Origin of the sequence: Leifsonia sp. AG29, from assembly GCF_009765225.1 — a bacterium.
In the GTDB taxonomy this organism is placed as follows: Bacteria; Actinomycetota; Actinomycetes; order Actinomycetales; family Microbacteriaceae; genus Leifsonia.
Genome location: NZ_VMSF01000001.1, coordinates 3,077,602 through 3,102,878, shown reverse-complemented (window position 1 = coordinate 3,102,878; position 25,277 = coordinate 3,077,602). Strand labels below are relative to the sequence as shown.

The 25,277-nt window shown below is 70.8% G+C and carries 21 protein-coding genes; 11 read left to right on the top strand and 10 right to left on the bottom strand.

Features of this window, described 5'->3' with window-relative positions; translation table 11 throughout:
* Nucleotides 1-68: 68 nt before the first annotated feature.
* Complete coding sequence (locus FPT20_RS14940) at nt 69-2,222, top strand: ATP-dependent Clp protease ATP-binding subunit (protein WP_158866705.1); 2,154 nt, start codon at nt 69-71, stop codon at nt 2,220-2,222.
* 46 nt (nt 2,223-2,268) lie between these two features.
* Here the strand turns inward: FPT20_RS14940 and FPT20_RS14935 are convergent, their stop codons facing one another.
* Nucleotides 2,269-2,661: a GNAT family N-acetyltransferase gene (locus tag FPT20_RS14935; protein ID WP_158866702.1), complete on the bottom strand. Its 393-nt coding sequence runs from the start codon at nt 2,659-2,661 to the stop codon at nt 2,269-2,271.
* A gap of 161 nt (nt 2,662-2,822) precedes the next feature.
* On the opposite strand from FPT20_RS14935, the gene FPT20_RS14930 reads away from it, so the two are divergent.
* Together FPT20_RS14930 and FPT20_RS14925 are read left to right on the top strand one after the other, a co-directional pair.
* Nucleotides 2,823-4,250: an amino acid permease gene (locus tag FPT20_RS14930; protein WP_158866700.1), complete on the top strand. Its 1,428-nt coding sequence runs from the start codon at nt 2,823-2,825 to the stop codon at nt 4,248-4,250.
* Nucleotides 4,251-4,260: 10 nt separating this feature from the next.
* Entirely contained in the window at nt 4,261-5,310 is a 1,050-nt protein-coding gene (locus tag FPT20_RS14925) for a zinc-dependent alcohol dehydrogenase family protein (RefSeq protein ID WP_158866697.1), read from the top strand.
* A gap of 57 nt (nt 5,311-5,367) precedes the next feature.
* On the opposite strand, the gene FPT20_RS14920 is transcribed toward FPT20_RS14925, so the two are convergent.
* A complete protein-coding gene (locus FPT20_RS14920; protein WP_158866694.1) occupies nt 5,368-5,958 on the bottom strand; it encodes a nitroreductase family protein in 591 nt (196 codons plus the stop codon).
* Nucleotides 5,959-6,071: 113 nt separating this feature from the next.
* Complete coding sequence (locus FPT20_RS14915; protein WP_158866691.1) at nt 6,072-6,620, bottom strand: hypothetical protein; 549 nt, start codon at nt 6,618-6,620, stop codon at nt 6,072-6,074.
* Between the two features lie 456 nt (nt 6,621-7,076).
* Here FPT20_RS14915 and FPT20_RS14910 point away from each other — a divergent pair, with 456 nt between their 5' ends.
* Genes FPT20_RS14910 through galU form a run of 4 tightly spaced genes read left to right on the top strand, consistent with a single transcriptional unit; the run spans nt 7,077 to nt 12,623 of the window.
* Nucleotides 7,077-8,624, top strand: coding sequence for a glycosyltransferase family 2 protein (locus FPT20_RS14910; protein WP_158866689.1), 1,548 nt, complete (start codon nt 7,077-7,079; stop codon nt 8,622-8,624).
* Nucleotides 8,617-10,125 (top strand): glycoside hydrolase family 26 protein, encoded by a 1,509-nt coding sequence (locus tag FPT20_RS14905; RefSeq protein ID WP_158866686.1) that lies wholly within the window; start codon nt 8,617-8,619, stop codon nt 10,123-10,125. The genes FPT20_RS14910 and FPT20_RS14905 overlap by 8 nt, the downstream gene beginning before the upstream one ends.
* Nucleotides 10,126-10,148: 23 nt before the next feature.
* Nucleotides 10,149-11,549: a UDP-glucose dehydrogenase family protein gene (locus FPT20_RS14900; protein ID WP_158866683.1), complete on the top strand. Its 1,401-nt coding sequence runs from the start codon at nt 10,149-10,151 to the stop codon at nt 11,547-11,549.
* 48 nt (nt 11,550-11,597) lie between these two features.
* On the top strand, nt 11,598-12,623 hold the full coding sequence (gene galU / locus FPT20_RS14895) for a UTP--glucose-1-phosphate uridylyltransferase GalU (protein WP_233265554.1): 1,026 nt from the start codon (nt 11,598-11,600) through the stop codon (nt 12,621-12,623).
* Nucleotides 12,624-12,853: 230 nt separating this feature from the next.
* Here galU and FPT20_RS14890 read toward each other — a convergent pair whose 3' ends face one another.
* From FPT20_RS14890 to FPT20_RS14880, 3 genes are read right to left on the bottom strand one after another with little or no spacing between them, the layout of a single operon-like run.
* The gene (locus FPT20_RS14890; RefSeq protein ID WP_158866680.1) at nt 12,854-13,924 is read right to left on the bottom strand and encodes a threonine aldolase family protein; all 1,071 of its coding nucleotides are present in this window, start codon (nt 13,922-13,924) and stop codon (nt 12,854-12,856) included.
* On the bottom strand, nt 13,921-14,628 hold the full coding sequence (locus FPT20_RS14885) for an SDR family oxidoreductase (protein WP_442786510.1): 708 nt from the start codon (nt 14,626-14,628) through the stop codon (nt 13,921-13,923). Before FPT20_RS14885 ends, FPT20_RS14890 begins: the two co-directional genes overlap by 4 nt.
* A 5-nt stretch (nt 14,629-14,633) precedes the next feature.
* Nucleotides 14,634-16,079 (bottom strand): DUF6421 family protein, encoded by a 1,446-nt coding sequence (locus FPT20_RS14880; protein ID WP_158866675.1) that lies wholly within the window; start codon nt 16,077-16,079, stop codon nt 14,634-14,636.
* A 153-nt stretch (nt 16,080-16,232) separates the two neighbouring features.
* On the opposite strand from FPT20_RS14880, the gene FPT20_RS14875 reads away from it, so the two are divergent.
* Entirely contained in the window at nt 16,233-17,012 is a 780-nt protein-coding gene (locus FPT20_RS14875; protein WP_442786496.1) for a class I SAM-dependent methyltransferase, read from the top strand.
* Between the two features lie 611 nt (nt 17,013-17,623).
* A complete protein-coding gene (locus FPT20_RS14870) occupies nt 17,624-18,523 on the top strand; it encodes an SDR family NAD(P)-dependent oxidoreductase (protein WP_158866672.1) in 900 nt (299 codons plus the stop codon).
* A 134-nt stretch (nt 18,524-18,657) separates the two neighbouring features.
* On the opposite strand, the gene FPT20_RS14865 is transcribed toward FPT20_RS14870, so the two are convergent.
* A complete protein-coding gene (locus tag FPT20_RS14865; protein WP_158866669.1) occupies nt 18,658-19,113 on the bottom strand; it encodes an SRPBCC family protein in 456 nt (151 codons plus the stop codon).
* 102 nt (nt 19,114-19,215) lie between these two features.
* Nucleotides 19,216-20,064 carry an exodeoxyribonuclease III gene (locus FPT20_RS14860; RefSeq protein ID WP_158866666.1) on the bottom strand — a complete coding sequence of 283 codons (849 nt, stop codon included), beginning with the start codon at nt 20,062-20,064 and terminating at the stop codon, nt 19,216-19,218.
* Nucleotides 20,065-20,147: 83 nt separating this feature from the next.
* Between FPT20_RS14860 and pyrE the strand changes: the two genes are divergently transcribed.
* On the top strand, nt 20,148-20,696 hold the full coding sequence (gene pyrE / locus FPT20_RS14855; protein ID WP_158866663.1) for an orotate phosphoribosyltransferase: 549 nt from the start codon (nt 20,148-20,150) through the stop codon (nt 20,694-20,696).
* Nucleotides 20,696-23,560, top strand: a complete 2,865-nt coding sequence (locus FPT20_RS14850; RefSeq protein WP_158866660.1) for a hypothetical protein — start codon at nt 20,696-20,698, stop codon at nt 23,558-23,560. Before pyrE ends, FPT20_RS14850 begins: the two co-directional genes overlap by 1 nt.
* A gap of 16 nt (nt 23,561-23,576) precedes the next feature.
* Here FPT20_RS14850 and FPT20_RS14845 read toward each other — a convergent pair whose 3' ends face one another.
* Nucleotides 23,577-24,377 carry an HAD-IIA family hydrolase gene (locus FPT20_RS14845; RefSeq protein ID WP_158866658.1) on the bottom strand — a complete coding sequence of 267 codons (801 nt, stop codon included), beginning with the start codon at nt 24,375-24,377 and terminating at the stop codon, nt 23,577-23,579.
* Between the two features lie 49 nt (nt 24,378-24,426).
* On the bottom strand, nt 24,427-25,206 hold the full coding sequence (locus tag FPT20_RS14840; RefSeq protein ID WP_233265553.1) for a GH25 family lysozyme: 780 nt from the start codon (nt 25,204-25,206) through the stop codon (nt 24,427-24,429).
* Nucleotides 25,207-25,277 lie beyond the last annotated feature (71 nt).

Below are 25,277 nucleotides of genomic sequence, written 5' to 3'. Positions count from 1 at the left end.
ATACCCCTTCCGCGAACAAAGTTGAGCCTTGTAGACTCAAGTTTGCTGAACTGTGAAAGGACAACCGAATGGCGAACATGCAAGGGGCGCCTTCCACCCAGGAGGAGGCGAAGAGCGCACTCGAGCAGTACGGCGTGAACCTCACGGAGATCGCCAAGAGCGGCAAGCTCGACCCGGTCATCGGGCGTGACGCCGAGATCCGCCGCGTCAGCCAGGTGCTGACCCGGCGCACCAAGAACAACCCCGTGCTCATCGGCGAGCCCGGCGTCGGCAAGACCGCCGTGGTGGAGGGCCTCGCGCAGCGCATCGTCGCGGGCGACGTGGCCGACTCGCTGAAGGGCAAGCAGCTGGTGGCGCTCGACCTGTCGGCGCTCGTGGCCGGTGCGATGTACCGCGGCCAGTTCGAGGAGCGGCTGAAGGCCGTCCTCAAGGAGATCAACGACGCCCAGGGCGAGATCATCACCTTCGTCGACGAGCTCCACATCCTCATGGGCGCCGGCGGCGGGGAGGGGTCGGTCGCCGCCTCCAACATGCTGAAGCCGATGCTCGCCCGCGGCGAGCTGCGACTCATCGGCGCGACCACGCTCGACGAGTACCGCCAGTTCATCGAGAAGGACGCCGCGCTCGAGCGCCGGTTCCAGCAGGTGTACGTGGGCGAGCCGAGCGTCGAGGACACCGTCGCGATCCTCCGCGGGCTGAAGGGCCGGTACGAGGCCCACCACGGCGTCACCATCGAGGACTCCGCGCTGGTGGCCGCCGCCTCCCTGTCGAACCGCTACATCACGGCCCGGCAGCTGCCGGACAAGGCCATCGACCTCATCGACGAGGCCGCGTCGCGGCTCAAGATGGAGATCGACTCGGCCCCGGTCGAGATCGACACGCTGCAGCGCCAGGTCGAGCGGATGAAGCTCGAGGAGTTCGCCCTCAAGAAGGAGAAGGACGAGGCCAGCAAGGAGCGTCTCACCCAACTGCGGGAGCGCCTCCACGAGCAGGAGGGCCGCCTCGAGGAGTTGCAGGCCCGCTGGCGCGCCGAGAAGGCGTCGCTGAACCGCGTCGGCGAGCTGCGCTCCCAGCTCGAGGAGGCCAAGACCCGGCGCGACCTCGCCCTGCGCGACGGCCGCTACCAGGAGGCGTCGCGGATCGAGTACGAGACGATCCCGGCGATCGAGCGCGAGCTCGCGGAGGCCGAGCAGGCCGAGCACAGCCACCCCCGCATGGTGAACGAGCAGGTGACGGCCGACGACATCGCCGCCGTGGTCGCCGCGTGGACGGGCATCCCCGTCGACCGGCTGACGCAGGGCGAGACCGAGAAGCTGCTGCATCTCGAGTTCGAGCTCGGCCGCCGGATCATCGGCCAGAAGAAGGCCGTTCAGGCGGTGGCCGACGCCGTGCGCCGCACGCGGGCCGGCATCTCCGACCCCGACCGGCCGACCGGCTCGTTCCTGTTCCTCGGCCCGACCGGCGTCGGCAAGACGGAGCTCGCGAAGGCGCTCGCCGCGTTCCTCTTCGACGACGAGAAGGCGATGGTCCGGATCGACATGAGCGAGTACGGCGAGAAGTTCTCCGTCTCGCGGCTCGTGGGCGCGCCTCCCGGATACGTCGGCTACGAGCAGGGCGGCCAGCTGACCGAGGCGGTCCGCCGCCGTCCGTACTCGGTGATCCTCCTCGACGAGGTCGAGAAGGCGCATCCCGAGGTCTTCGACGTGCTGCTGCAGGTGCTCGACGACGGGAGGCTGACCGACGGCCAGGGCCGCACGGTCGACTTCCGCAACACGATCCTGGTCCTCACCTCCAACCTGGGCAGCCAGCACCTCGTCGACCCGACCCTCAACGAGGTCGAGCGAGAGGAGGCGGTGCTCGCCATGGTCCGGCAGGCGTTCAAGCCCGAGTTCGTCAACCGCCTCGACGACATCGTCGTGTTCTCGGCGCTGACGCAGGAGGAGCTCGGCGAGATCGTGGAGCTCAACATCGACCGCCTGGTGCGCCGCCTGGCGGAGCGGCGGCTCGAGCTGGCCGTCACGCCCGACGCCCGGCGCTGGCTCGCGGAGCGCGGCTACGACCCGGTGTACGGCGCCCGTCCGCTCCGCCGCCTCATGCAGCGCGAGATCGATGACCGCCTCGCGACCGCCCTGCTCGCCGGGGAGGTGCGCGACGGCGACCTCGTCCGGGTCGACCTCGCGCCGGAGGGCGACCGGCTGACGGTGGCCGCCGACCGCGAGTAGCCGCGCCGGGGGCGGCCCCGTCCGCACGGACCGCCGGCCGCCCCGGTCAGTCGTCGACGCCGGTCGCGAGCAGGAGGCGGCCGACGTGCTCCGCGACGACCGTGAACCCGTGACGCTCGCACAGCGCGAGCGCTCTGCGGTCGTCGGCGCGAACCGTCGCGGTCGCTATGGTCCCCGGCCCGATGAGCAGGCGCAGCGCCGAGGAGGCGATCCCCCGGCCGCGCTGCGTCGGCATCACGACGAGGTCGACCAGGTGGACGCGCCCCGGCGACCTGTCGTAGACCACAGCGCCCACCGCCTCGCCGTCGGCCAGCACCATCGCGATCTGGGCCTCGCCGTCGTGCGTCGACGCGGCCGGGAGCAGCGCGCGGAGCAGCGGGCGGTCGGCGGGCGATGCGGCTCGGAGCGCGACATCGACGGCGCAGCGGACAGGGGTCAAGGGGTGGCCTTCCGGAGGTGTGGTGAGAGCCTAGAGCACCGGCGCCTTCCGCTTCTGGCCCGTAGACGGGGGCCAGACCGAGGCCAGGCGCGATCCGGAATACCGAAACACAATCCGTCGCATCCGTTCGCATCTGAAACTCCACATGCTTCACTGTCAGCATGCGTGAGGACAATGACTCGTACCGCCGCGGGCTCAAGCGCCGCCACGTCCAGATGATCGCGCTCGGGGGCGCCATCGGCACCGGACTTTTCCTGGGCGCGGGAGGCCGCCTCCACGACGCGGGGCCCGGCCTCCTGGTCGTCTACGCCGTCTGCGGTGTCTTCGCCTTCTTCATCCTCCGCGCGCTCGGCGAGCTCATCGTCCACCGCCCCGACTCCGGCTCGTTCGTGTCCTACGCACGCGAGCTCTACGGTGAGCGCCTCGCTTTCGTCATCGGCTGGGTCTACTGGATCTACTGGGCGATGATCGGCATCGTCGATGTCACCGCCGTCGCTCTGTACATGCACTTCTTCGGGAGGTACGTGCCCGCGCTGGCCGAGATCCCGCAGTGGGTGTTCGCGCTCGGCGCGCTCGCCGTGGTGCTGGCCCTGAACCTCCTGTCGGTCTCGGTGTTCGGCGAGCTCGAGTTCTGGTTCGCGCTGGTCAAGGTCCTGGCCCTCGTCGCGTTCCTGGCGATCGGGATCGCCTTCGTCGTCTTCGGCACCCCGGTCGCCGGCCGCGTGCCCGGCCTCGACCTCATCGGGGAGTCCGGAGGGCTGTTCCCGAACGGTCTGATCCCGCTCGTGCTCGTGGTCCAGGGCGTGGTCTTCGCCTACGGCGCGATCGAGCTGCTCGGCACGGCGGCGGGCGAGACCGACGACGTCGAACGCACCATCCCGAGAGCGATCAACACCGTCATCCTGCGGATCGCCCTGTTCTACGTCGGGTCCGTGCTGCTGCTCGCGATGCTCCTCCCGAGCACCGCCTACCGTGCGGGAGAGAGCCCCTTCGTCACCTTCTTCGCCTCCATCGGAGTGGAGGGCGCCGACGTCGTGATGAACCTCGTCGTGCTGACGGCCGCGATGTCCTCGCTCAACGCCGGGTTCTACTCGACCGGCCGGATCGCCCGGGCGCTGGCCCAGCGGGGAGCCGCTCCGCGCTTCGCGCTTCGCATGAACGCCGCGGGGGTGCCTTACGGCGGGATCCTGATCACGGGAGGCGTCGCCCTCCTGGGCGTCGGGCTCAACGCCGTGGTCCCCGCGGGGGCCTTCGAGATCGGCATCAACCTGACCTCGGTGGGGCTGCTCACCTCGTGGGCGGTCATCGTGCTGTGCCAGCTGAAGCTGCATCGACGGGCCCGCGTCGCGGGCATCGAGCGACCGGCGTTCCGGATGCCGGGGTCGCCCTGGACCGGCTACGTCACCCTGTCCTTCCTCGCCGTCGTCGGGGTCCTCATCGTGCTGGACTGGCCGACCGGCACGCTCACCGTCGGACTCGCCGTGGTCGTCGTCGTCCCCCTCCTGGTCGTCGGGTGGTTCGCGGTGCGCAACCGGTTGAGGGAGCCGGGGGAGGAGGCCGCTGAGCTTGCTCCCGGCCGCCGCGCGTAGGCTTGATCCCATGCTTGCAACCGTCATCCACGGAGAGCGCGATGTGCGCCTCGAAGAGGTCCCCGACCCCGTCCTGTCCACCGGCGGAGACGCCATCGTGCGCGTCGTCGCCGCCTGCGTCTGCGGTTCCGACCTGTGGCCCTACCGCGGGGTCACGCCCACCGACGCCCCCCACCGCATCGGTCACGAGTTCGTCGGCGTCGTGGAGGAGGTCGGCCCGGAGGTCTCCCGCATCAAGCCGGGCGACTTCGTCATCGCGCCGTTCTACGACTGCGACATGACCTGCGTGAACTGCCTCAACGGCGTCAGCACCTCCTGCCTGCACGGCGGCTGGTGGGGCGCCGACGACAAGCTCGGCGGCTTCGCCGACGGCGGCCAGGGTCAGAAGGTGCGCGTCCCGCACGCCGACGGCTCGCTGGTCGCGACGCCGGAGTACCCGAGCGCCGAGCTCATCCCGAGCCTGCTCACCCTGTCCGATGTCATGGGCACCGGGCACCACGCCGCCGTCTCGGCCGGTGTCCGCGAGGGCAGCACGGTCGTCGTCGTCGGTGACGGAGCGGTCGGGCTCTGCGCCGTCCTCGCGTCGGCCCGGCTCGGCGCCTCCCGCATCGTGGCCATGTCGCGGCACGAGTCCCGTCAGGCGCTCGCGCGCGAGTTCGGCGCGACCGACATCATCGCCGAGCGCGGCGACGCGGGTGTGGCCGCCGTCAAGGAGCTGTTCGACGGCATCGGCGCCGACTGCGTCCTCGAGGCGGTCGGCACGAAGGAGTCGATGGACCAGGCGATCCGCTCCGCCCGCCCGGGCGGCATGGTGGGCTACGTCGGCGTGCCGAACGGCGGCGCCGAGCTGCCGATCCGTCCGCTCTTCGGCAACAACGTCGGCGTGAACGGCGGCGTCGCGCCCGTGCGCAACTACGTGGAGGAGCTCCTCGCCGACGTCTGGTCCGGCAAGATCCAGCCCGGCAAGGTCTTCGACCTGGAGGTGCCGCTCACCGAGATCGCCGAGGCCTACGCCGCGATGGACGAGCGCCGCGCCATCAAGACGCTCGTCCGCCCCTGACAAGCAGAACGCCCCCGTCCGTCCGGACGGGGGCGTTCTCGCGTCTGGGCGGGTTCGTCAGGCGTTGACCACGACGACGTCCTCGAGGGGGCGCCGCGTGCGCGGGGCGAGCTCGCGGGCGCGCAACGGCTCAGGAAGGGCGTCCGCGTCTCCGAGCAGGCCGATCGCGGTCACCGAGATCGGGAGGAACCGCTCGTCGAGATCGAAGGCCGCACGGAGACCGTCGGCGTCGAAGCCGCCCATCTGATGGGTGTGGAGCCCGTCGTGGTGCGCCTGGATCGTGAGGTGCGCCACCGCCTGGCCGAGGTCGTAGGCGGCCCAGCGGCGCTCGGTCCCCTCGGCATCGACGACTTCGGCCGCAGCGACCACGAGGACGCTCGCCGAACCGGCCCACGCCTGGTTGAAGCCCATGAGGTTGGCGACGATCGAGTCGAACGCCGGGGTTCCGCGGCGCGCGACGATGAAGCGCCAGGGCTGGGAGTTGTTGGCGGAGGGGGACCAGCGGGCCGCCTCCAGGGCCGACGCGAGCTTCGTCTCGTCGACGACCGCCTCCGGGTCGAAGGCGCGCGGGCTCCAGCGCCCGGCGAGGGCGGGCAGCAGGGGGGCGGACGTGTCGGCGCTGCGCGGCGCCAGGTCGGTGATGGTCATGGAGGAGGCTCCTTCGATGCGGATGGATGGACCGGCTCCATTGCCGAGCTATATCCATGAAAACACATCGATCGGACGGCGCATTCCCGGCGCCGCACGAGGGGCCCGCCGGATCAGGGGGCGATGGTGCTCAACCAGGGGAGCCGCTCGTCGAGGACCGGGACCTGGATGGTGACGGCATCCGAGCCGCTCGCGAACGTCATCGGCTCGAGGCCGCCGGGCGTCGAGCTCAGCTCCCGGATGATGATGTTCTTGCCGGAGTCGCTCGCCGCACCGGGAGCGCTGGTCGACCCGCCGGACGAGCCGGAACCGGAGCCGGTCTCGCCCCCCACGCCTCCCCCGCCGATGAGGAGGATCGCGTCCGGCTCGAGCGAGATCGTCTGGGACGCCCCCTTGTGCAGGATGCGGAGCTGGGTGGTCTTGGACGACTCGTTTATCAGCGTGGTGGACACGGCCGCCGGCCCCGTGCTGTGCCCTGAGACGACGAGCGCGACGTTGCGCACAGCGACGTTGCCGACATCGGTGCTCACACCCACGATGGTCGCCGCGTTGTGGAGGGTCTCCTGGGGTGCGAAGAGGTCGCATCCGGTGAGACCCACGAGCAGCGCTGCGCCGATCCCGGCGGCGGTGAGCCGACGGCGGAGGGTCGTCCTGGCGTCCATGCGCCACAGCATAGCCCCGGGGTGTATCCGGGCAGTAGCGGTCGGTTCGGGGGGCGCCGCGCGCGTCCCCGTCTGTGAACGAACTATTACGAACATGTAAAAGTTCGTAATCATCCCAGGCCGGGCCCAGGCGCCTCGTTCGGGGTACAAGCCAGGCGGGGGACCGGGCGCGCGTCCTCGCAACATGCGGCGCGCCTCCATTCGGGCAAATAGCATCTGACCTGCGATTCTGCGGTTCTGCAAAACGTCACGCGCGCAGCGTTCGCTTCGGCCCGAGTGTGTCCGTGACTCTGAGGACACGCACAGGATCCCCGTGACCTCGGCACGCCGAGCCCCCCGATTGTGCCCCTCTTGTGGGCCAGCGTCTCCGCTCGATACAACTGGCCTCACCCGAACCGACCAGATCCCCAGCGCTGTGGATGCCAACACCAGCACTCACCGTGAGAGGTCCCGTCCGTGTTCATCTTCCTGCTGCAGCTCCGCCACATGCTCGGCGGCCATCCCGAGTTCTACCTGTTCGCCATCTACTCGGGCCTGATCTGGGTGATCTGGCTCGTCAAGGTCCTCATGTCGCGCCGGTACCGGCCGTACACGGGCGAGTTCCACGGGACGACCAGCGTCGTCGTACCCGTGGTGGACGAGCCGCTCGACCTGTTCCGGGACGTCCTCGGCCGGATGGTCGAGCAGCGGCCCGGGGAGATCATCGTGGTCATCAACGGCGCGCCGAACCCCGAGCTGGCCGAGGTCTGCGAGGAGTTCGCCCCGCTCGTCCGCTGGGTGCACACCCCCATCCCGGGCAAGCGGAACGCTGTGATGATCGGCACGCGGATGTCGACCGGCGAGATCACCGTCCTCGTCGACTCCGACACGGTCTGGACCGAGAACACGCTGAGCGAACTGGTCCGGCCGTTCGCCGACCAGCGGGTGGGAGGCGTCACCACCAAGCAGCGGATCCTCGAGCCGGCTCGCAGCTGGATCACCCGCTGGGCGGACTGGCTCGAGAACTCGCGCGCCCTCTACTCGATGCCGGCCCAGAGCGTCGTCGGCCAGATCGGCTGCCTCCCGGGCCGGACCATCGCGTTCCGGCGCTCGATCCTGATGCGGGTCATGGACAAGTTCATGACCGAAAAGTTCCTCGGCGTGTTCCTCGAGGTCTCCGACGACCGGACGCTGACGAACCTCACCCTGAAGGAGGGCTATCGTACCGTCTATCAGCACACGAGCCTCGTCTACACGGACGCTCCGCTGAAAGTGAAGAAGCTGTTCAAGCAGCAGCTCCGCTGGGCGCGGGGGAGCCAGTACAACACGCTCCGGATGCTGCCGTGGATGCTCGGCCACGCCCCGGTGCTCGCGTTCTTCTTCGTGATGGACATCCTCCTCCCGTTCCTCCTGATGGGCGTCCTGGGCGGCTGGGTGTACCGGTCGCTCACCGGCCAGGGCTACAACTTCTACGAGGGGTTCCTGAAGTCGTACGGCCTTCAGGGAGGCGTGCTCGTCGTCGCCGCGCTGATGGTCACCTCCTCGGTGATCAGCATGTCGATCCGGCAGATCCGGCACCTGTCCGAGAAGCCGAGCGACTTCTTCCGGCTGCCGGTCTTCATCATCGTCTCGACGTTCTTCCTCATGCCGATCCGCCTGCTCGGGTTCTTCCGCATGGCGCACGCCAGCGGATGGGGGACCCGTGCCGGAGCGTACGCGGGCGGCCCCGGGGGCATCAGCTCGGAGGAGGAGATCGCCCGCCACGCCGGTGCCGGCGACGGCGTTGGCGCCAGCGGCGGCTCGGGGGCCTCCCCCGCTCCGACGCTCCCCGACCACGTCGGCGGGGTGACCACCGCGACCGCGCTCGCCACGCGCGCCGAGGTCAAGGCGGCGGCGCGCACCGCGCTCGTCGAGGCCTCGACCACCGCATCGCCGGCCTCGCGCCGACGCCTGAACCCCCTGGCCGCCATTCCGTACCTGATCGGAATCTCGATCCTGATCCTGGAGGCTCTGTTCCTTGTCTGAGCTCAATCTCACCGCTCGCGCCGCATCCTGGTGGGCTTCCTCGCGTTCCCGCTCCCAGGCCACCGCGGCCGCCGCACTCGTGCTGACGAGCATCCTCGTGGCGATCTCGGCCTTCGTCTGGACGTCGCCGGGCGCCGCCCCGGTCCGCGAGGCGGTCGAACAGGCCGCGACCGCCGCCATCCCGTTCGCCGAGCAGAACGCCGAACTCAAGAGCAACCTGGACCGTGCGACCCAGACCATCGCCTCCCAGAAGGGGAAGCTCACGGCGATGCAGGCCCAGTCGCTCGCGGCGCAGGCGACCGCCGCCAAGAAGCTGGCCCTCGCCCAGCAGCAGGTCACCGCGGCGCAGAGCCAGCTGGCCGATGTGAAGGCGCAGCTCGCCGCGGCCAAGTCGGCGGGCTCGTCCTCCGCGGGGGGCCACGGATCCGCGGCCGGCACATCGGCATCCGCCGGAGGGAAGGCAACGTCGGGAGGCGGCTCCGGTGGTTCCGGCGACTCGGCTCCGGCTCCGATCACCGCGCCGGCCCGCGCCCAGCTGGTTCAGCCGGCCAAGCGCTACTACGGCATGTACACCGAGCAGGCGCCGTTCAACTGGGCCACGTTCGATGCCACCAGCTCGAAGGTCGGGGTGTCGCCGAACCTCGTCGGCTACTTCTCCGGCTGGGACGAGGAGTTCCGGGCCAACGCGGTGACCCGGTCGTGGGAGCAGGGTCGCCTGCCCATGATGACCTGGGAGTCGCGGCCGATCGATGCGGGCAACGACACGAACGTCGCTCCCGCCTACTCACTCCCCAAGATCATCGGCGGGGACTTCGACGACTACCTCCACCGCTACGCGAAGGCGATCGTCGCGACGGGTCTCCCGCTGGCGATCCGCCTCGATCACGAGATGAACGGCGTGTGGTACCCGTGGGCGGAGACCGACGCCAAGGGCGCCTCCATCAACGGCAACAGCCCCGGGGACTACGTCAAGATGTGGCGCCACGTGCACGACGTCTTCCAGCAGGAGGGCGCGAACAACCTGGTGATCTGGGTCTGGGCGCCGAACATCGTGAACAACCTCCCGGCATCGCACAAGGTCGACGGCTTCCTGGAGTCGCTCTACCCGGGCGACGACTACGTGGACTGGGTCGGGCTCTCCGGATACATGCGACCGCCGTTCAAGACCGACCAGACCTTCACGTTCGACTACTCGTTCACGCCGAGCCTGAACAAGCTGAGGTCGATCACGACCAAGCCGATCGTCCTGGCCGAGGTGGGCGCCTCCGAGACCGGCGGCCACAAGGCCGCCTGGATCACGTCGTTCTTCGACAGCCTCGCGAAACCCGAGAACAGCGACATCATCGGCTTCTCGTGGTTCGACCTCGCCGTGACCAGCTACGTCGAGGGCGTCCGCGCCACCAACGACTGGCGCGTCGACTCCCGTGCCGACAGCCTGTCCGCCTTCATCTCGGGCCTCACCAGACCCGAGGACGACTTCACCCTCACCCCGGCTCCCTGAGCCCCCACGAAAGGACCACCGCCATGACCGCTCCCAAGAAGTCCCCGATCCAGCCCGCGCCGCGCATCAGCGTCATCGGCACCGGCTACCTCGGCGCCACGCACGCGGCCGCGATGGCCGAGCTCGGTTTCGACGTCGTCGGCGTCGACACCGACCCGCAGAAGGTGGAGGCGCTGAAGGAGGGACGCGCCCCCTTCTTCGAGCCGGGGCTGCCCGAGCTCATCCTCCGCAACGTCTCCGCCGGACGCCTGACGTTCACGACCGACCTCGCCGAGGCCGTCGCCGTCTCCGACGTCCACTTCATCTGCGTGGGAACGCCTCAGCAGTCGGGCTCGTTCGCCGCGAACCTCTCCTACGTGGAGGCGGCGGCGCGCGGGATCGCCGAGAACCTCACGCACGACGGGCTGATCGTCGGCAAGTCGACCGTCCCCGTCGGCACGGGCGCCCGCCTCCGCGCGATCGTGGCCGACGCCGCCCCGGCCGGGGTCGATGTCGAGCTCGTCTGGAACCCGGAGTTCCTCCGCGAGGGCAAGGCGGTCGAGGACACGCTGTCGCCCGACCGGCTCGTCTTCGGCGGGACCTCGGCCCGAGCCGAGTCGACCCTGCGCCGGATCTACGAGAAGCCGATCGCCGACGGCTCGCCGGTGCTCGTGGCCGACCTGCCGACGGCCGAGCTGGTGAAGGTGAGCGCCAACGCCTTCCTCGCCACGAAGATCTCGTTCATCAACGCGATCGCGGAGGTGTGCGACGCGGCCGGCGCGGATGTGAGCCTCCTGGCCGACGCGCTCGGTCACGATTCGCGCATCGGGCGGCAGTTCCTCAACGCGGGGCTGGGCTTCGGCGGGGGATGCCTCCCGAAGGACATCCGCGCTCTCATGCACCGCTCGGGCGAGCTGGGCGCGCACGCGGCCGTGGGCCTCCTGCAGCAGGTGGACGAGATCAACATGGGGCGTCGCCAGCGGGTCATCGACCTCGCGCTGAGGGCGCTGGGCGGCTCGGTGCTCAACCGCCGGATCGGCGTGCTCGGGGCGGCGTTCAAGCCGCACACCGATGACGTCCGGGACTCGCCCGCGCTGAACGTGGCCGCGGCCCTCCACCTGCGCGGCGCACAGGTCGTGGTGTACGACCCGCAGGCCCGCCACACCGCGCAGCGGCTGTTCCCCACCCTCGGCTACGCCGACTCGATGGCGGAGGCGGTGACCGGCGCCGACCTGACGATCGTGCTCACCGAGTGGGACGAGTTCACCGGCGCGGACCCCGTCGCCCTGGCCGGCCTCGTGAAGGGGCGGACCGTCATCGATGGGCGAAACTGCCTCGACGCGGCAGCCTGGAGCGCCGCGGGCTGGGCCGTCCACGCGATGGGCACCGTCCCCGCACCGGCCCCGCTCGCCGACGACGCGGCCGCTCTCGTCGGCAGCCGCTGACGCGGACCCCCTCGACCCACTCACTCAGCACTTAAGGAGAAGAGAAACGTGACCAGCACCGTGACGAAAGCCGTGATCCCGGCAGCGGGCCTCGGCACCCGGTTCCTGCCCGCGACGAAGGCCATGCCGAAGGAGATGCTCCCGGTCGTCGACAAGCCGGCGATCCAGTACGTCGTGGAGGAGGCGGTCGCCTCCGGCCTGCACGACGTGCTGCTCGTGACCGGTCGTAACAAGAACGCGCTCGAGAACCACTTCGACCGCAACACCGAGCTGGAGGACGCGCTCCGGAAGAAGGGCGACGACGACCGGCTCCGGCAGGTCAGCTATTCGACCTCCCTCGCCGACATGCACTACGTGCGGCAGGGCGACCCGAGGGGGCTCGGCCACGCCGTCCTGCGAGCCCGCATGCACATCGGGCACGAGCCGTTCGCTGTCCTGCTCGGCGACGACATCATCGATGCTCGCGACCCGCTGCTCGGACGCATGCTGGAGGTTCAGCGCGCGCTCAACACGACCGTCGTCGCCCTGATGGAGGTGCCGCCCGAGTCGATCCATCTCTACGGCGCCGCCGCCGTCGTCGAGACCGACGAGGAGGACGTGGTGCGGATCACCGGCCTCGTCGAGAAGCCGAACCGGAAGAACGCTCCGTCCTGCTACGCGGTCATCGGCCGGTACGTGCTGCGTCCCGAGATCTTCGACGTCCTCGAGAAGACCGAGCCCGGCAAGGGAGGCGAGATCCAGCTCACCGACGCGCTGCAGGGCCTGGCGACCGCTCCCGCCTGGACCGGCGGCGTCCACGGCGTGATCTTCCGGGGACGGAGGTACGACACCGGCGATCGGCTCGACTATCTGAAGGCGATCGTGCAGCTGGCCGTTGCTCGCGAAGACCTGGGCCCCGACCTCCTGCCCTGGCTCAAGGAGTTCGCCACGACCGCCGGCCCCGCGCAGACGGCGCCGATCCCGACGTTCCCCGCGAAGAACCCGACGGTCGCGCCTCCCGCTGTTCGTCGGCCGGCGGCGCGTGTCGAGGACAAGCCGTCCGACAGGGAGGAGCTGCTCGCGTCCGCGGTCTGACCGCGCGCTGACGCTCGTGACGGCGAGGTACGGCTGCTACGACCCGTTAACGCCACGATGCCGGGCGGTGTGGAGACTAGGGTTTCTCCGCACTGCCCGGCATGCGTTAGGGGCACCGCCGGTGGTTTATTCGGGTTCCCCCGAGCGGTGATGCCAGCCTAGCGGATGTGTCCGTCAAATGGAGGACATATCTTGTACCCCGGTTCCCCCAGTACGAGGGGCACGGGGAGTCAGGCGTCCAATTCGGCGATGAGCGCCGCGACGAAATCGTCGATGTCCTGCTCGGTCGTGTCGAACGAGCACATCCAGCGCACCTCCTGGCGCGCCGCATCCCAGTCGTAGAACCGGAAGTGCTGCCGCAGGCGGTCGGCGACACCGGCCGGGAGCGTCGCGAAGACGCCGTTCGCCTGCGTCTCCTGACTGAAGGCGACCCCCTGGATGCGCCCGGCCCCGATCTCGCGCTCGAGCGACGTGCGGAGGCGGGTGGCCATCGCATTCGCGTGGGAGGCGGAGCGGAGGTACAGGTCGTCGGTCAGCAGGGCGATGAGCTGGGCCGAGATGAAGCGCATCTTGGAGGCGAGCTGCATGTTCAGCTTGCGGAGGTAGATCAGCCCCTCGGAGGCCTTCGGGTTGAGCACGACGACCGCCTCGCCGTAGAGCATCCCGTTCTTGGTGCCTCCGAAGCTGAGCACGTCGACGCCGGCGTCCGTGGTGAAGGCGCGGAGCGGCAGACCGAGCGTGGCCGCCGCGTTCGAGATGCGGGAGCCGTCCATGTGGAGCTTCATCCCGCGCTCGTGCACGTGGTCCGCGATCGCGCGGATCTCCTCCACCGTGTACGCGGTGCCGAGCTCGGTCGTCTGCGTGATCGAGACGGCGAGCGGCTGAGCCCGGTGCTCGTCGCCCCAGCCCCACGCCTCCCGGTCGATGAGCTCAGGAGTGAGCTTGCCGTCGGGGGTGTCGACCGGGAGGAGCTTGATCCCGGCGACCTTCTCGGGCGCGCCGGCCTCGTCGGTGTTGATGTGCGCGGTCCGCGCGCAGACGACGGCACCCCAGCGCGGCAGCATCGACTGCAGCCCGACCACGTTGGCGCCGGTCCCGTTGAACACGGGGTACACCTCCACGCCCTCCCCGAAGTGCTCGGCGAACACCTCGTGGAGACGGGCGGTGTAGACGTCCTCCCCGTACGCGATCTGGTGGCCGTTGTTCGCGGCCGCGATCGCGTCGAGGATCTCGGGGTGCGCCCCCGCGTAGTTGTCGGAGGCGAATCCGCGGAGGTTCAGGTCATGCAGTTGAAGCGTCACCCGTCCATCCTCGCAGCCTCGAGCGGGAGGCGGCGTCCGTTGACGTCGGCGGCGTCGACCTCCCACAGGCGCACGACTGCGGCGCCGAGCTCGTCCTCGAGGCCCTCGAGCGTTTTGACGACGAAGACGGTGGCAGCCGACTGCGGCGCCTGCTTCGAGAGGCCTTGTGCGACGGCGCGGGTCCACGCGTCGGCGGCCGCCTTCGCTGCCGCGTAATTCGCGCCTCCCGCGTACGGCTTGTCGACCGCGGTGGAGGACACGATCGCGAACCGACCCGTCGGCGATGCCACCAGGTCGTCGAAGAAGACGCGGCTGACGTTCCGGAGGGTGCGGAAGCCGCGCTCCAGGAAGTCCCAGTCGGCGTCGCTCTGCCCGTCGATGCCGCCGCCTCCGCGCCAGCCGCCGACCAGGTGGACGACCCCGTCGACCGGCCCGAACTTCAGGTGGATGCGCATCGCGAGCTCGGCCACGGCGTCGCGGTCGGCGAGGTCGCACGCCCGGACGTCCACGCCCGGGACGGCCGCGGCCAGCCGGTCGAGCGCCTCCTGCCGGGTGCCCACCGCGAGCACGGTCGCGCCGGCCCGGACGAGCGCGCGGGCGACAGCCTCCCCGGAGGCGCTCGTCGCCCCCGCGATGAGCACCAGCCGGCCGCCGAGCGGCCCGGACTCCGAGGAGGTCCGGGCCGCCCGGTGCGCGGCGCTCAGGTCGGTCACGCAGCGTCCGTGGTGCCGGTGATCCCCGCCGTCGACTCGATGACGGCGGCCATCTTCTTGGTGAGGGCCTCGTAGAACATCGAGAGCGGGAACTCGTCGTCCAGCACCTGGTCGGTGTAGCCCTTCGGCGGCCCGGCCAGAACCTCGTCCGGCAGCCCGCGCGCCCAGGCGGAGGCGGGGTGCGGCGTGAGGGTCTCGGTCAGCATCTCGTAGGCGGCCAGCCAGTGCGCCACCTTCGGCCGGTCGATCGACCGCCAGTACAGGTCGTTGATCCTGTCGCTGAGGGCGATGACCACCTCCGGGACGTTCTCCCAGTCGATCGTCAGCTGCGTGTCCGTCCAGTGCAGCACGTCGTGCTGGTGCATCCACGCGAACAGCAGCTGGCCGCCGAGTCCGTCGTAGTTGCGCACGCGGCTGCCCGTGATCGCGAACCGGAAGATCCGGTCGAAGATCACGGCGAACTGGACGAGCTTCGCGTGGTCGCGGATCGCCCGCTGAGCCTCCGAGAGCTCGGACTCCGGGACGGCGCCGAGGTCGCGCTCCAGCTTCACCGACTCGCGGAACGCCGTCAGGTCGCAGCGCAGCTCCTCCAGAGAGTAAAGGAAGAACGGCATCCGCTGCTTGATCATGAACGGGTCGAACGGCAGGTCGCCGCGCATGTGGCTGCGGTCGTGGATGAGGTCCCACATCACGAAGGTCTCCTCCGTGAGGTGCTGGTCGTCCAGCATGCCCGCCGCGTCGTCGGGCAGCTCGAGCTTCGTGATCCCGGCCGCAGCGCGGACGACGCGCCGGTAGCGGGCCGCCTCCCTGTCCTGGAAGATCGCGCCCCACGTGAAGGTGGGGATCTCGCGCATGGCGACCGTCTCGGGGAACAGCACGGCCGAGTTGGTGTCGTAGCCGGGCGTGAAGTCCACGAAGCGCAGGGGCACGAACAGCTTGTTGCCGTACTCGCCGGCCTCGAGCTCCGAGATGAACTCGGGCCAGATGACCTCGACGAGCAGCGCCTCCACGAACCGGTTGGTACTGCCGTTCTGCGTGTACATGGGGAACACGACGAGGTGGCCGAGGCCGTCGACCCGGTGCCGCTGCGGCTGGAACTCGTTCAGCGAGTCGAGGAAGTCCGGCACGCCGAACCCCTCCTCCGCCCAGCGGGCGAAGTCGCGCTGCAGTGCGGTCAGGTAGGACGCGTCGTGCGGGAAGGCCGGTGCGAGTGCGGCGATCGAGTCGACGATGGTGCGGACGTGCGCGGCTGCGGCCGGGCGGTCGGCGTCGTTCTCGACGGAGCCGTCCTTGACCTGCAGCGACTGGAGGGCGATGGCCGCCTCCTTGAGACGGAGCCAGGCGGGATCGTTCGCGACCTCGCGGACCGGGCGGCCGTCCTCGACGACCTCGGGCTCCCCGACAATCGCGTCTGCGGTGAACTGCTGGACGAATTGAGACATGACGAACCTCCCGTCGCTGGTCGGCCGCTCGCACGCGGCAGTGGATGGATATCCCGAGCCTATCCGGGGATTGCGAGCGTTTTGTTGTCCATTCCGGCGGAAAACTGCGCGAAATGCGCCCGCTGCGCAGCGAAGCGGCGGTAGCGTGACGGCGTGCGTGCGGATGAGCGAGGACCGGGCCTGCCACCCTTCGACGAGCTCATCGAGGCCGGTGAGGCAGCGGACATCTCCGGCTGGGACTTCTCGTGGCTGGAGGGCCGGGCAACGGAGGAGCGGCCTCCGTGGGGCTACGCCCGGCTGCTCGCCGAGCGGCTCGCCACAGCCCACGCCTCCCTCGACGTGCAGACCGGGGGAGGCGAGGTGCTCGCCGGAGCCGCGCGCTTCCCGCCCACCGCCGTCGCGACCGAGTCCTGGCCTCCGAACCTGGAGAAGGCGACGCGCCTCCTGCACCCCCGCGGTGTCGTGGTGGTCGCCGACCCCGACGAGCCGCCGCTGCCCTTCGCCGAGGGGGCGTTCGACCTCGTCACGAGCCGCCACCCGGCGACGATCTGGTGGGAGGAGCTGTTCCGGGTCCTGCGCCCGGGCGGCACCTACTTCGCTCAGCACGTCGGTCCGGCGAGCGCCTTCGAACTGATCGAGTTCTTCCTCGGCCCGCTGCCGGAGGCACGGCTCGGGCGCCACCACGACGCCGAGGTGGGGGCGGCGCGCCGGGCGGGATTCGAACTCGCCGACCTGCGGACCGCCCGGACGCGCATCGAGCTGTTCGACATCGCCGCGGTCGTCTACCTGCTCCGAAAGGTGATCTGGTGGGTGCCCGGCTTCACCGTGGAGGCGTACCGCGACAAGCTCCGCGAACTCGACGCGCTCATCCGCCGCGACGGCGTCTTCGTCGCCCACTCGAGCCGCCACCTCCTCGAACTCCGCAAGCCCTGAGCGCGCGCGGGCTGTCGCCCGCTTCGCGCGTCGCGCGTCGCGCTTCGCGCTTCGCGCTTCGCGCCGCCCACATTCGTGCCGAATGCGGCTCTCGCGCCTCCCTTGAGCCACATTCGTGCCGAATCTCGGCGGGACGAGCTCCTCCCGCCTGTCGTGCCTCGCGCGTCGCGCCGCCACATTCGTGCCGAATGTGGCGCTGGCGCCTCCCCTGAGCCACATTCGTGCCGAATCTCGCCGTGTGCTTCGGCGCGCGACCGCTCCCTCCCCGCTGACTCGTGCCGAATGCGGCTCTCGCGCCTCCCTTGAGCCGCATTCGTGCCGAATCGCGGCGGGACGAGCTCCGCGCCTGGCGCATCGCGGCTCGCGCCGCACACATTCGTGCCCAATGTGGCGCTGACGCCTCCCTTGAGCCACATTCGTGCCGAATCTCGCCGTGTGCTTCGGCGCGCGACCGCTCCCTCCCCGCTGACTCGTGCCGAATGTGGGCCTCGCGCCCCGCGCAAGCCACATTCGTGCCGAATGCAGCGCCGGACCGGCGCCCCGCGAGGCGACGCCGCGCAGCGCAGCGCAGCGCCACGACGCGCACCGGACAGTGCGCGACAATGAGGGGCATGACGCGAACGGTTCGGAACGCACGTGTGCTCATCACCGGGGCGGCCTCCGGCATGGGCCTGCTCTATGCCGAGAGGGCGGTGTCGGAGGGAGCACGCGCGGTCGTCCTGTGGGATCGCGACGAGGCGGCCCTCATGGAGCTAACGCACCGGCTGCGTCGGGAGATCCTCGCGGGGCGAACCGCTGCCGCGTGGGGTGCGCCGCCGAGCTCGCCAAGTTCCGCAGCGGGCCGGCCCGCCACGACGGTCCTTCCTTACGTCGTCGACCTCGCCGAGCTCGGCGCGATCGCGCAGTCGGCGCAGGCGGTCCGCCGTGAGCTGGGCGGCATCGACGTGCTCATCAACAACGCCGGCATCGTCCGCGGCAAGCTGTTCTGGGAGCACGACAACGGAGACGACACGCGTGCGACGATGCAGATCAACGCCCTCGCCCCGATGTACGTGACCCGCGAGTTCCTTCCGGGGATGATCGCGAGCGACCGGCCGGCGCGGATCGTCAACATCGCTTCCGCCGCGGGCACCGTCTCCAACCCGAGGATGAGCGTCTACGCGGCGAGCAAGTGGGCCGTGATCGGCTGGAGCGACAGCCTCCGACTCGAGCTCGAGCAGCAGGGGCACGACCACGTGAAGGTCACGACGGTGGCTCCGAGCTACATCTCGACGGGCATGTTCGAGGGTGCTCGCGGCCCCCTTCTCACCCCGGTGATGACGCCCGGGTACGTGGTCGACCGGGTCTGGCGCGCGATGCTCGACGGGCGGCCGATGCTCATGCTGCCGTGGACGGTCGGGCTCGGCAAGGTTCTGCGCGGAGTCCTCCCGACGAAGGCGTGGGACGCCGTCGCTGGGCGGCTGTTCCACGTCTACTCGTCGATGGAGGGATTCACCGGCCGCGCCTCCTGACCGGCGGCTCCTGGCTCGCGGTCCGCGGTCCGCGGTTCCGGAGTCGGCCGCGGCGACCGGCCGCGCACGGGTGACGCCCACAGCAGGAAGCGGCGCCGGCGAGATCGCCGGCGCCGCTTCCGTCACAGTCGTGCTCAGTGCTGGACATCACCGCGCCAGGCGCCGGTCTCGGCGCCCTGGCTCTCGATGAACTTCTTGAAGTTCTCGAGGTCCTTCTTGACGGCGTGGTCGTCCACACCGAACATCGCTCCGGCCTTCTCGAGTGCGTCCGACGGGGCCCAGTCGATCTGGACGGTCACGCGGGTCGACGTTTCCGAGAGCCGGTGGAAGGTGACCACTCCGGCGTGCTGCACGTCCCCGGCGACGCTCTTCCAGGCGACCCGCTCGTCGGGGTGCTGCTCGGCGATGACGGTGTCGAACTCGCGCTCGGCGCCGCCGATCTTCACGCGCCAGTGGTTGGTCGTCTCGTCGACCTGGCGCACCTCCTCCACCTCGTCGAGGAAGTGCGGGAAGGACTCGAACTGCGTCCACTGGTTGTAAGCGGTCGAAACGGGGACGTCCACGTCGATGGACTTGGTCACTTCAGCCATAACGGCTCCTTTCGTCTTTTCTTCGCTTCCTGCCCGACAGTAGGCCGCGCCCCGGATTGCTGCAGGGCCTGGATTTCCCAGGAGGATCGTGCGAAAGGAGCGTCAGCCGAAGATCATCGGCCGGTCGGCGTCGTCCTCCTCGGCGGCCGCGTCGGCGAGCTCGACGAGCACCGGCACGTGGTCGCTCGGGGCGTCGCCCTTGCGTTCGTTGCGGTGGATGCTCGCCGCCTCCACCCGGTCCGCGAACGCGCGGGACCCGAGGATGAAGTCGATGCGGAGGCCCTCGTTGCGCGGGAACCGCAGCTGCTTGTAGTCCCAGTAGGTGTACCCGTCGGGCACGAGCGGGCGGACCACATCGGTGAGCCCCGCCTCCTCGAACGCGAAGAACGCGTCGCGCTCGGGCGGTGAGATGTGCGTCGAGAGCCCGGGCACGAGGCTCGGGTCGCCCACGTCGGAGTCGAGCGGCGCGACGTTCCAGTCGCCCATCAGGGCGAGGGGGAGCCCGGGGTTCTCAGCGAGCCAGCGCTCGGTGTCGGCCCGGAGCGCCCCCAGCCAGTCGAGCTTGTAGACGTAGTGCGGGTCGTCGAGTGAGCGGCCGTTGGGCACGTAGAGGCTCCAGAGGCGGACGCCCTCGACCGTGGCGCCGATCGCGCGGGCCTCCTTCGGCAGGTCGGGGCCCTCGTGCCCCTTGAGGAAGCCCGGCATGCCGGGGAACTCGGTCTCGACATCCTGGATCGGGAGGCGGCTGGCGATGGCGACGCCGTTCCACTGGTTGAAGCCGTGCAGCACGACCTCGTAGCCCGCCGCCTCGAACTCGGCGTGCGGGAACTGCTCCGGCTTGCACTTGATCTCCTGCATGGCGAGCACGTCGACGTCTTCGCGGACCGCCCAGTCGACGACACGGGCGACGCGGGTGCGGATGGAGTTCACGTTCCAGGTGGCGACACGCATGCCCCGATCGTATCGGGAGCCTCCGACCGTCTCGGCCGCCGGCGGGGACTGCCGAATCCCTGTTCCCCCTTACAATCGGGAGGGTGACCGACGCACGACAGCAGCTGATCGACTACATCGCCGCCGAGGCGGTGTTCCACGGCGACTTCACCCTGACCAGCGGCAAGAAGGCGACGTACTACGTCGACCTGCGCAAGGTCTCGCTCGATCACCGGGTCGCCCCGCTGATCGGCCAGGTCATGATCGACCTCATCGCGGACGTCCCCGACGTCGTGGCGGTCGGCGGCATGACGATGGGCGCCGACCCGGTCGCCGCCGCCATCCTCCACCAGGGCGCGGCTCGCGGCCTCGCCTACGACGCGTTCGTCGTCCGCAAGGAGCCCAAGGACCACGGCCGCGGGAAGCAGGTCGAGGGACCGGATCTCGAGGGCAAGCGGGTGATCGTGCTGGAGGACACCTCCACCACCGGCGGCTCGCCGCTGAAGGCCGCGGAGGCGCTGACCGAGATCGGCGCGGAGATCGCGGCCGTGGCGGTCGTCGTCGACCGCGACACCGGCGCCCGGGAGGTCATCGAGGCGGCCGGGTACCCCTACCTCGCCGCGATCGGCCTGAAGGATCTGGGGCTGGCCTAGTGTCCGACAACCGGGGCGCGAACAGGCGCGACGACGACGTCGAACAGCCCGGCGGGGCCGACGTGGGCGGCTCCGACTGGTTGCTGAACCAGCTGACGGGCGGCCGCCAGGTCGAGCGTCCCGAGGCCGCGCACCGCAGCGCCGTTCCTGCACCCCATCACGGGGCCGGATCCGCGCCGCACGATGGGGCCGACGAGGACGAACTCGACGGCATCGACGACCTCGCCGCAGCTCCGGAACCCTCGGGCCCCGCCGCGGAGGCGTACCCCCCGACGGTCGCCTTCTCGGCTCCCGAACCGGCCCAGCCCGCCGAACCGGCCCAGCCCGCCGAACCGGCCCAGGCCGCCGGAGCGCCCCAGCCCGCCGGAGCGGCCGAGCCGGCTGGCGACTTCGAGGGGCTTCTCACGTCGCCTCCGGTCGAGCCGGAGCGGTTCGAACCGCTCGAAGAGGAGGTGCCGGTCAGTTTCTCCTGGCACCTCAAGCCCGACTCCGCTGTCGTCGACCCGCTCGTGGCGTCGGCCGACGAGCCGCCGACGCCGGCCGCTCCCTTCTCGCCGGCCGCTCCCGTCTCGCCCGCCGCTCCCGTCTCACCCGCACCCGCCGCTCCCGCCGCTCCCGCCGCACCGGCCGGCGAGGGCGCCCCCGCGGGCCCGAGCGCCCCTTCGGTGCCCACCTACAGCCCGCCGACCGAGCCGTACTCGGCTCCGGTGGTCTCCGGGCCGGCCCCGGTCGTGCCGCCGAGCCCCGCGCCGCCCACCGAGGTGCCGGACACGACGGGCACCTACGTCCCGCCCACGCCGCCGAGCGGCTGGTCCATCCCGTCGGCCGCGTTCGTGCCGCCGCAGCCCGAACCCGCGGCAGCGGAGCCCACCTCCGCGGACGACGCCGCCCCGTCCCCGGGCGACGACGAGCCCGCGGGCGAAGGGCACGGCTTCGCCGCCCTGCTCGGTCTGTTCGAGCCGGAGGCGCCCGAGGAGGCACCCCACGGCCGGTCCGTCATCGGCGATACGACGAGCATCATCCCGATCCCCCCGGAGGCTCTCCATCAGCCTCCGATCGAGCCCGAGGCACCGGCACAGCCCGAGGCGCCGTCAGCGCAGGAGGCTCCGGCGCACCCCGCGCCGGCTTGGCCCACCGAGACGACTCCCGGTGGCCCGGCGTTCCCGCCGTCAACCGCAGTCCCGCCCGCGTTCCCGCCCGCGTTCGCAGCTCCGCAGCCGCCCGCCGAGCCGGTGCTGCCCCCGCCGCACGCCTCCGCGCTGTTCGAACCGGCAGCGGAGACGCCGACCCGCAAGCTGGATACCGCCGAGATCGCCGCGCTGCTCAACGCGAAGACCGGTGACCCCGACCCCGACGCGGACCGAACGCCGCCCGGCGACAGCGCCTCCGGCCGACGCCGCGCTGCAACCGAACCCGAACGGGAGCAACCCCGGGAAGCTCAGGAGGAGCGTCCCGCGTTCCCGGCGACCGGTGCGGTCGGCGGTGCTTTCGCAGGAGGAGCAGCCGCGACCGAAGCGGTCCTGGGCGCACCACCCTCTCCCGCCACCAGCCCGATCGACGCGCAGAGCATCGCCGACGCCTCCGACGCGGCGGCCGCCGAGGCGATGCCTCCGTCGCCGTTCGGTGCCCCTGACGACCAGGAGGCGCACGACGAGGAGGACGGCATCGCAGCGCTTTTCGGCTCAGATGCGCCGGTCATCGAGGTCGGGGACGAGGACGACGCCTTCCCCACGGGCGAGGCGGAATTCACGGAACCGGGATATGCGGGTGCCGACATGGAGGGACCGCAGCTCTCGGCGACCTCGCCGCTGTTCCTGCCCGCTGACGAGGTCCCGACCGCCCCGCAGCAGCCCGTGGCCCCCGAGGAGCCGCCCGCACCAGAGGAGCCCGCTGCTGCAGAGGAGCCCCCGGCGGGGGCGGTGCAGCCCGCCGCCGAGCCTGAGCTGCCCGCCGCGGTCCCGGAGCCCGCCGCGGTCCCGGAGCCGCGCGGCGCCGAGGAGGTGCGCGAGTTCCCTCCCGCACCTCCCCTCTTCACCCCGCTGGCGTCGGCGCCCCCGGCCGGATCGGCCGCCGCCGCGGCTGCGGCGTTCCCCGTGGCCCCGGCAGCTCCGGCGAACACGGACACCGCCTATCCGGCACCCGTCGCCGAGAGAAGCACCCCGAGAGCCGGTGGTCCGAGAGCCGGTGGCCCGGGCGCCGGTGGCCCCGGCGACGGCGGTGGTCAAGGCGGACCGACCCCGGGGCGCCCCGGCGGCCCTCAGCTCAATCGCACGCTCCTCCTCGTGGCGGGGGGAGTCGCCGTCGTCCTGGTGCTGATCGGCCTGTTCGCCCTCGGCACCAGGCTGCCCTCGCTGCTCTCGTCGGCGCCCGAGCCCCAGTCCACGCGTTCCGCCGCCGCGACACCCCGACCGACGCCGTCGGTCACCGCGACGCCTGTGCCCGTGCAGTCCGTCGTGCCGAAGCCCGCCGGTCCCGCCTCAGCGGGAACCCAGCGGTGGGATGCGCTGGGCGGCGGGGAGTGCCTCCAGCCGTACACGACCCCGTGGGCCGAGACGTTCACGGTCGTCGACTGCGGTTCGTCCCACACCGCGCAGATGGTCTACACGAACCTCGTGAACACGGACCCGAACGCGCCCTACCCGGGTGCTGACGCTCTTGCCGCCCAGATCAACGGGCTGTGCACGGCGACCGGCGTCATCGACCTCTCGGCGGCCGCCGCGTACCCTGACCTGCAGGTTCAGGGGACTTTCCCCGCGACGCAGCAGCAGTGGACGAGCGGGCAGCGCGCCTACTACTGCTTTGCGAGCCGCAGCAGCGGCAAGCCGATGACGTCGTCCGTCGCGGGTCCAGGCCCCGGCCACTGACGCCGGGAGGCGCCGCTCAGAGCTCCGACTCGACCGGCTCCCGGGTGACCAGCTGGTGCACGCCCTCGAGGATCTCGTCGGGCCGGAACGGGTAGCGCTCGATCTCGTTGCGGTCGCTGATGCCGGTGAGCACGAGGATGGTGTGCAGCCCGGCCTCGATGCCCGCGACGACGTCGGTGTCCATGCGGTCGCCGATCATCGCCGTGTTCTCCGAGTGGGCGCCGATCCGGTTCATGGCGGAGCGGAACATCATCGGGTTCGGCTTGCCGATGACGTACGGCTCCATGCCTCCCGTCGCCTTGGTGATCATGGCGGTCACGGCGCCGGTCGCCGGGAGCGGGCCCTCAGCGCTCGGGCCGGTCGCGTCGGGGTTCGTCGAGATGAACCGCGCGCCGCGCCCGATGAGGCGGATGGCCTTCGTGATGGCGTCGAAGGAGTAGCTCCGCGTCTCGCCGACGACGACGTAGTCGGGGTTCGTGTCGGTCATGATGAAGCCGGCCTCATGCAGAGCGGTCGTGAGCCCTGCCTCCCCGATGACGTACGCGCTGCCTCCGGGTGCCTGCGACTTGAGGAAGTCGGCGGTGGCGAGCGCGGAGGTCCAGATCGACTCCTCGGGGACGTCGAGTCCGGAGGCGCGCAGCCGTGCCGCCAGGTCGCGCGGCGTGTAGATCGAGTTGTTCGTCAGCACGAGGAACGGGGTCCCTTGGTCGCGCCACTGCTGGATGAGGTCGGGCGCCCCGGGGAGCGCCTGGTTCTCGTGCACGAGCACGCCGTCCATGTCGGTGAGCCAGCACTCGATCTCGTCGCGTCGCGCCACGCGCAACCCCTTTCGATGGGAACGGCCGGAGGAACGGTTCCCGTCCAGCTTAGGGCGCGCCGTGCTGGAGCAGGGCGTCGAGGTGCTGGCGGGTGCCCGCGAACACGTTGCGGTCGATGAACGGTTCGGGACCCGAATACCCGGGGAGGCGGTCGTGGTCCGAGTACTGCCAGAACGCCCACGCGCGCGCCTGCGGGAGGGTGGGAGGCACCGCGATCGAGCGGATCCACACGGGGTCGTCGGGGAAGGCGCCCGCGAGGTAGCGGGCATACGCGTCGCCTGTCGCGTACAGGATCGGCGCGACACCGTAGTGAGCGCGGATCGCTTGGACGAGCGGCACCAGGACGCCCGTCACCCGCTCCCGGGAGGGAGGCGAGCCCAGATACCGCCCGTACAGCTCCACGTCGATGGCGACGGGCAGCGTTCCCGCCTGCGCGGGCACCGTCCGGATGATGTTGCGCGCCTGGGTCTGCCCGGGGCTGTCGAAGCTGAGGAAGTGGTAGGCGCCGACCACGAGGGATGTCTTCCGCGCGGCCGCCCAGTTCGCCTCGAACCGCTCGTCGCGATCCGTCGACCCCTCGGTCGCCTTGATGAACGCGAAGTCGACCCCGCGGGAGGCGAGGACCGGCCAGTCGATCCGGCCCTGGTAGCTCGACACGTCGATGCCGCGCACGGGGTAGGCCGCGGCGAACACCCGGTTGGGCCAGATGATGCCCGTCGAGACGAGCGCGGCGCACACCCCCATGACGACGAGCGCCAGGAGGAGGCTGCCGGAGACGATCACCCGCGTGCGCCGGCGGCGCAGGCCGGCTGGGGGTCGATCGGTCACCCCCCTACTGTTCCAGCGACTCCTGGGGAACGGTCGAACGCCGCCGGTGAGCCGCCGGAGCGCCCGCTACG

What these genes read in the sequence shown, in the direction of transcription:
- FPT20_RS14870 (WP_158866672.1), top strand. Translation starts at nt 17,624, where the DNA reads ATGACGCGAACGGTTCGGAACGCACGTGTGCTCATCACCGGGGCGGCC.
- FPT20_RS14880 (WP_158866675.1), bottom strand. Translation starts at nt 16,079, where the DNA reads ATGTCTCAATTCGTCCAGCAGTTCACCGCAGACGCGATTGTCGGGGAG.
- FPT20_RS14900 (WP_158866683.1), top strand. Translation starts at nt 10,149, where the DNA reads ATGACCGCTCCCAAGAAGTCCCCGATCCAGCCCGCGCCGCGCATCAGC.
- FPT20_RS14920 (WP_158866694.1), bottom strand. Translation starts at nt 5,958, where the DNA reads ATGACCATCACCGACCTGGCGCCGCGCAGCGCCGACACGTCCGCCCCC.
- FPT20_RS14925 (WP_158866697.1), top strand. Translation starts at nt 4,261, where the DNA reads ATGCTTGCAACCGTCATCCACGGAGAGCGCGATGTGCGCCTCGAAGAG.
- FPT20_RS14940 (WP_158866705.1), top strand. Translation starts at nt 69, where the DNA reads ATGGCGAACATGCAAGGGGCGCCTTCCACCCAGGAGGAGGCGAAGAGC.
- FPT20_RS14915 (WP_158866691.1), bottom strand. Translation starts at nt 6,620, where the DNA reads ATGGACGCCAGGACGACCCTCCGCCGTCGGCTCACCGCCGCCGGGATC.
- FPT20_RS14930 (WP_158866700.1), top strand. Translation starts at nt 2,823, where the DNA reads ATGCGTGAGGACAATGACTCGTACCGCCGCGGGCTCAAGCGCCGCCAC.
- FPT20_RS14860 (WP_158866666.1), bottom strand. Translation starts at nt 20,064, where the DNA reads ATGCGTGTCGCCACCTGGAACGTGAACTCCATCCGCACCCGCGTCGCC.
- FPT20_RS14865 (WP_158866669.1), bottom strand. Translation starts at nt 19,113, where the DNA reads ATGGCTGAAGTGACCAAGTCCATCGACGTGGACGTCCCCGTTTCGACC.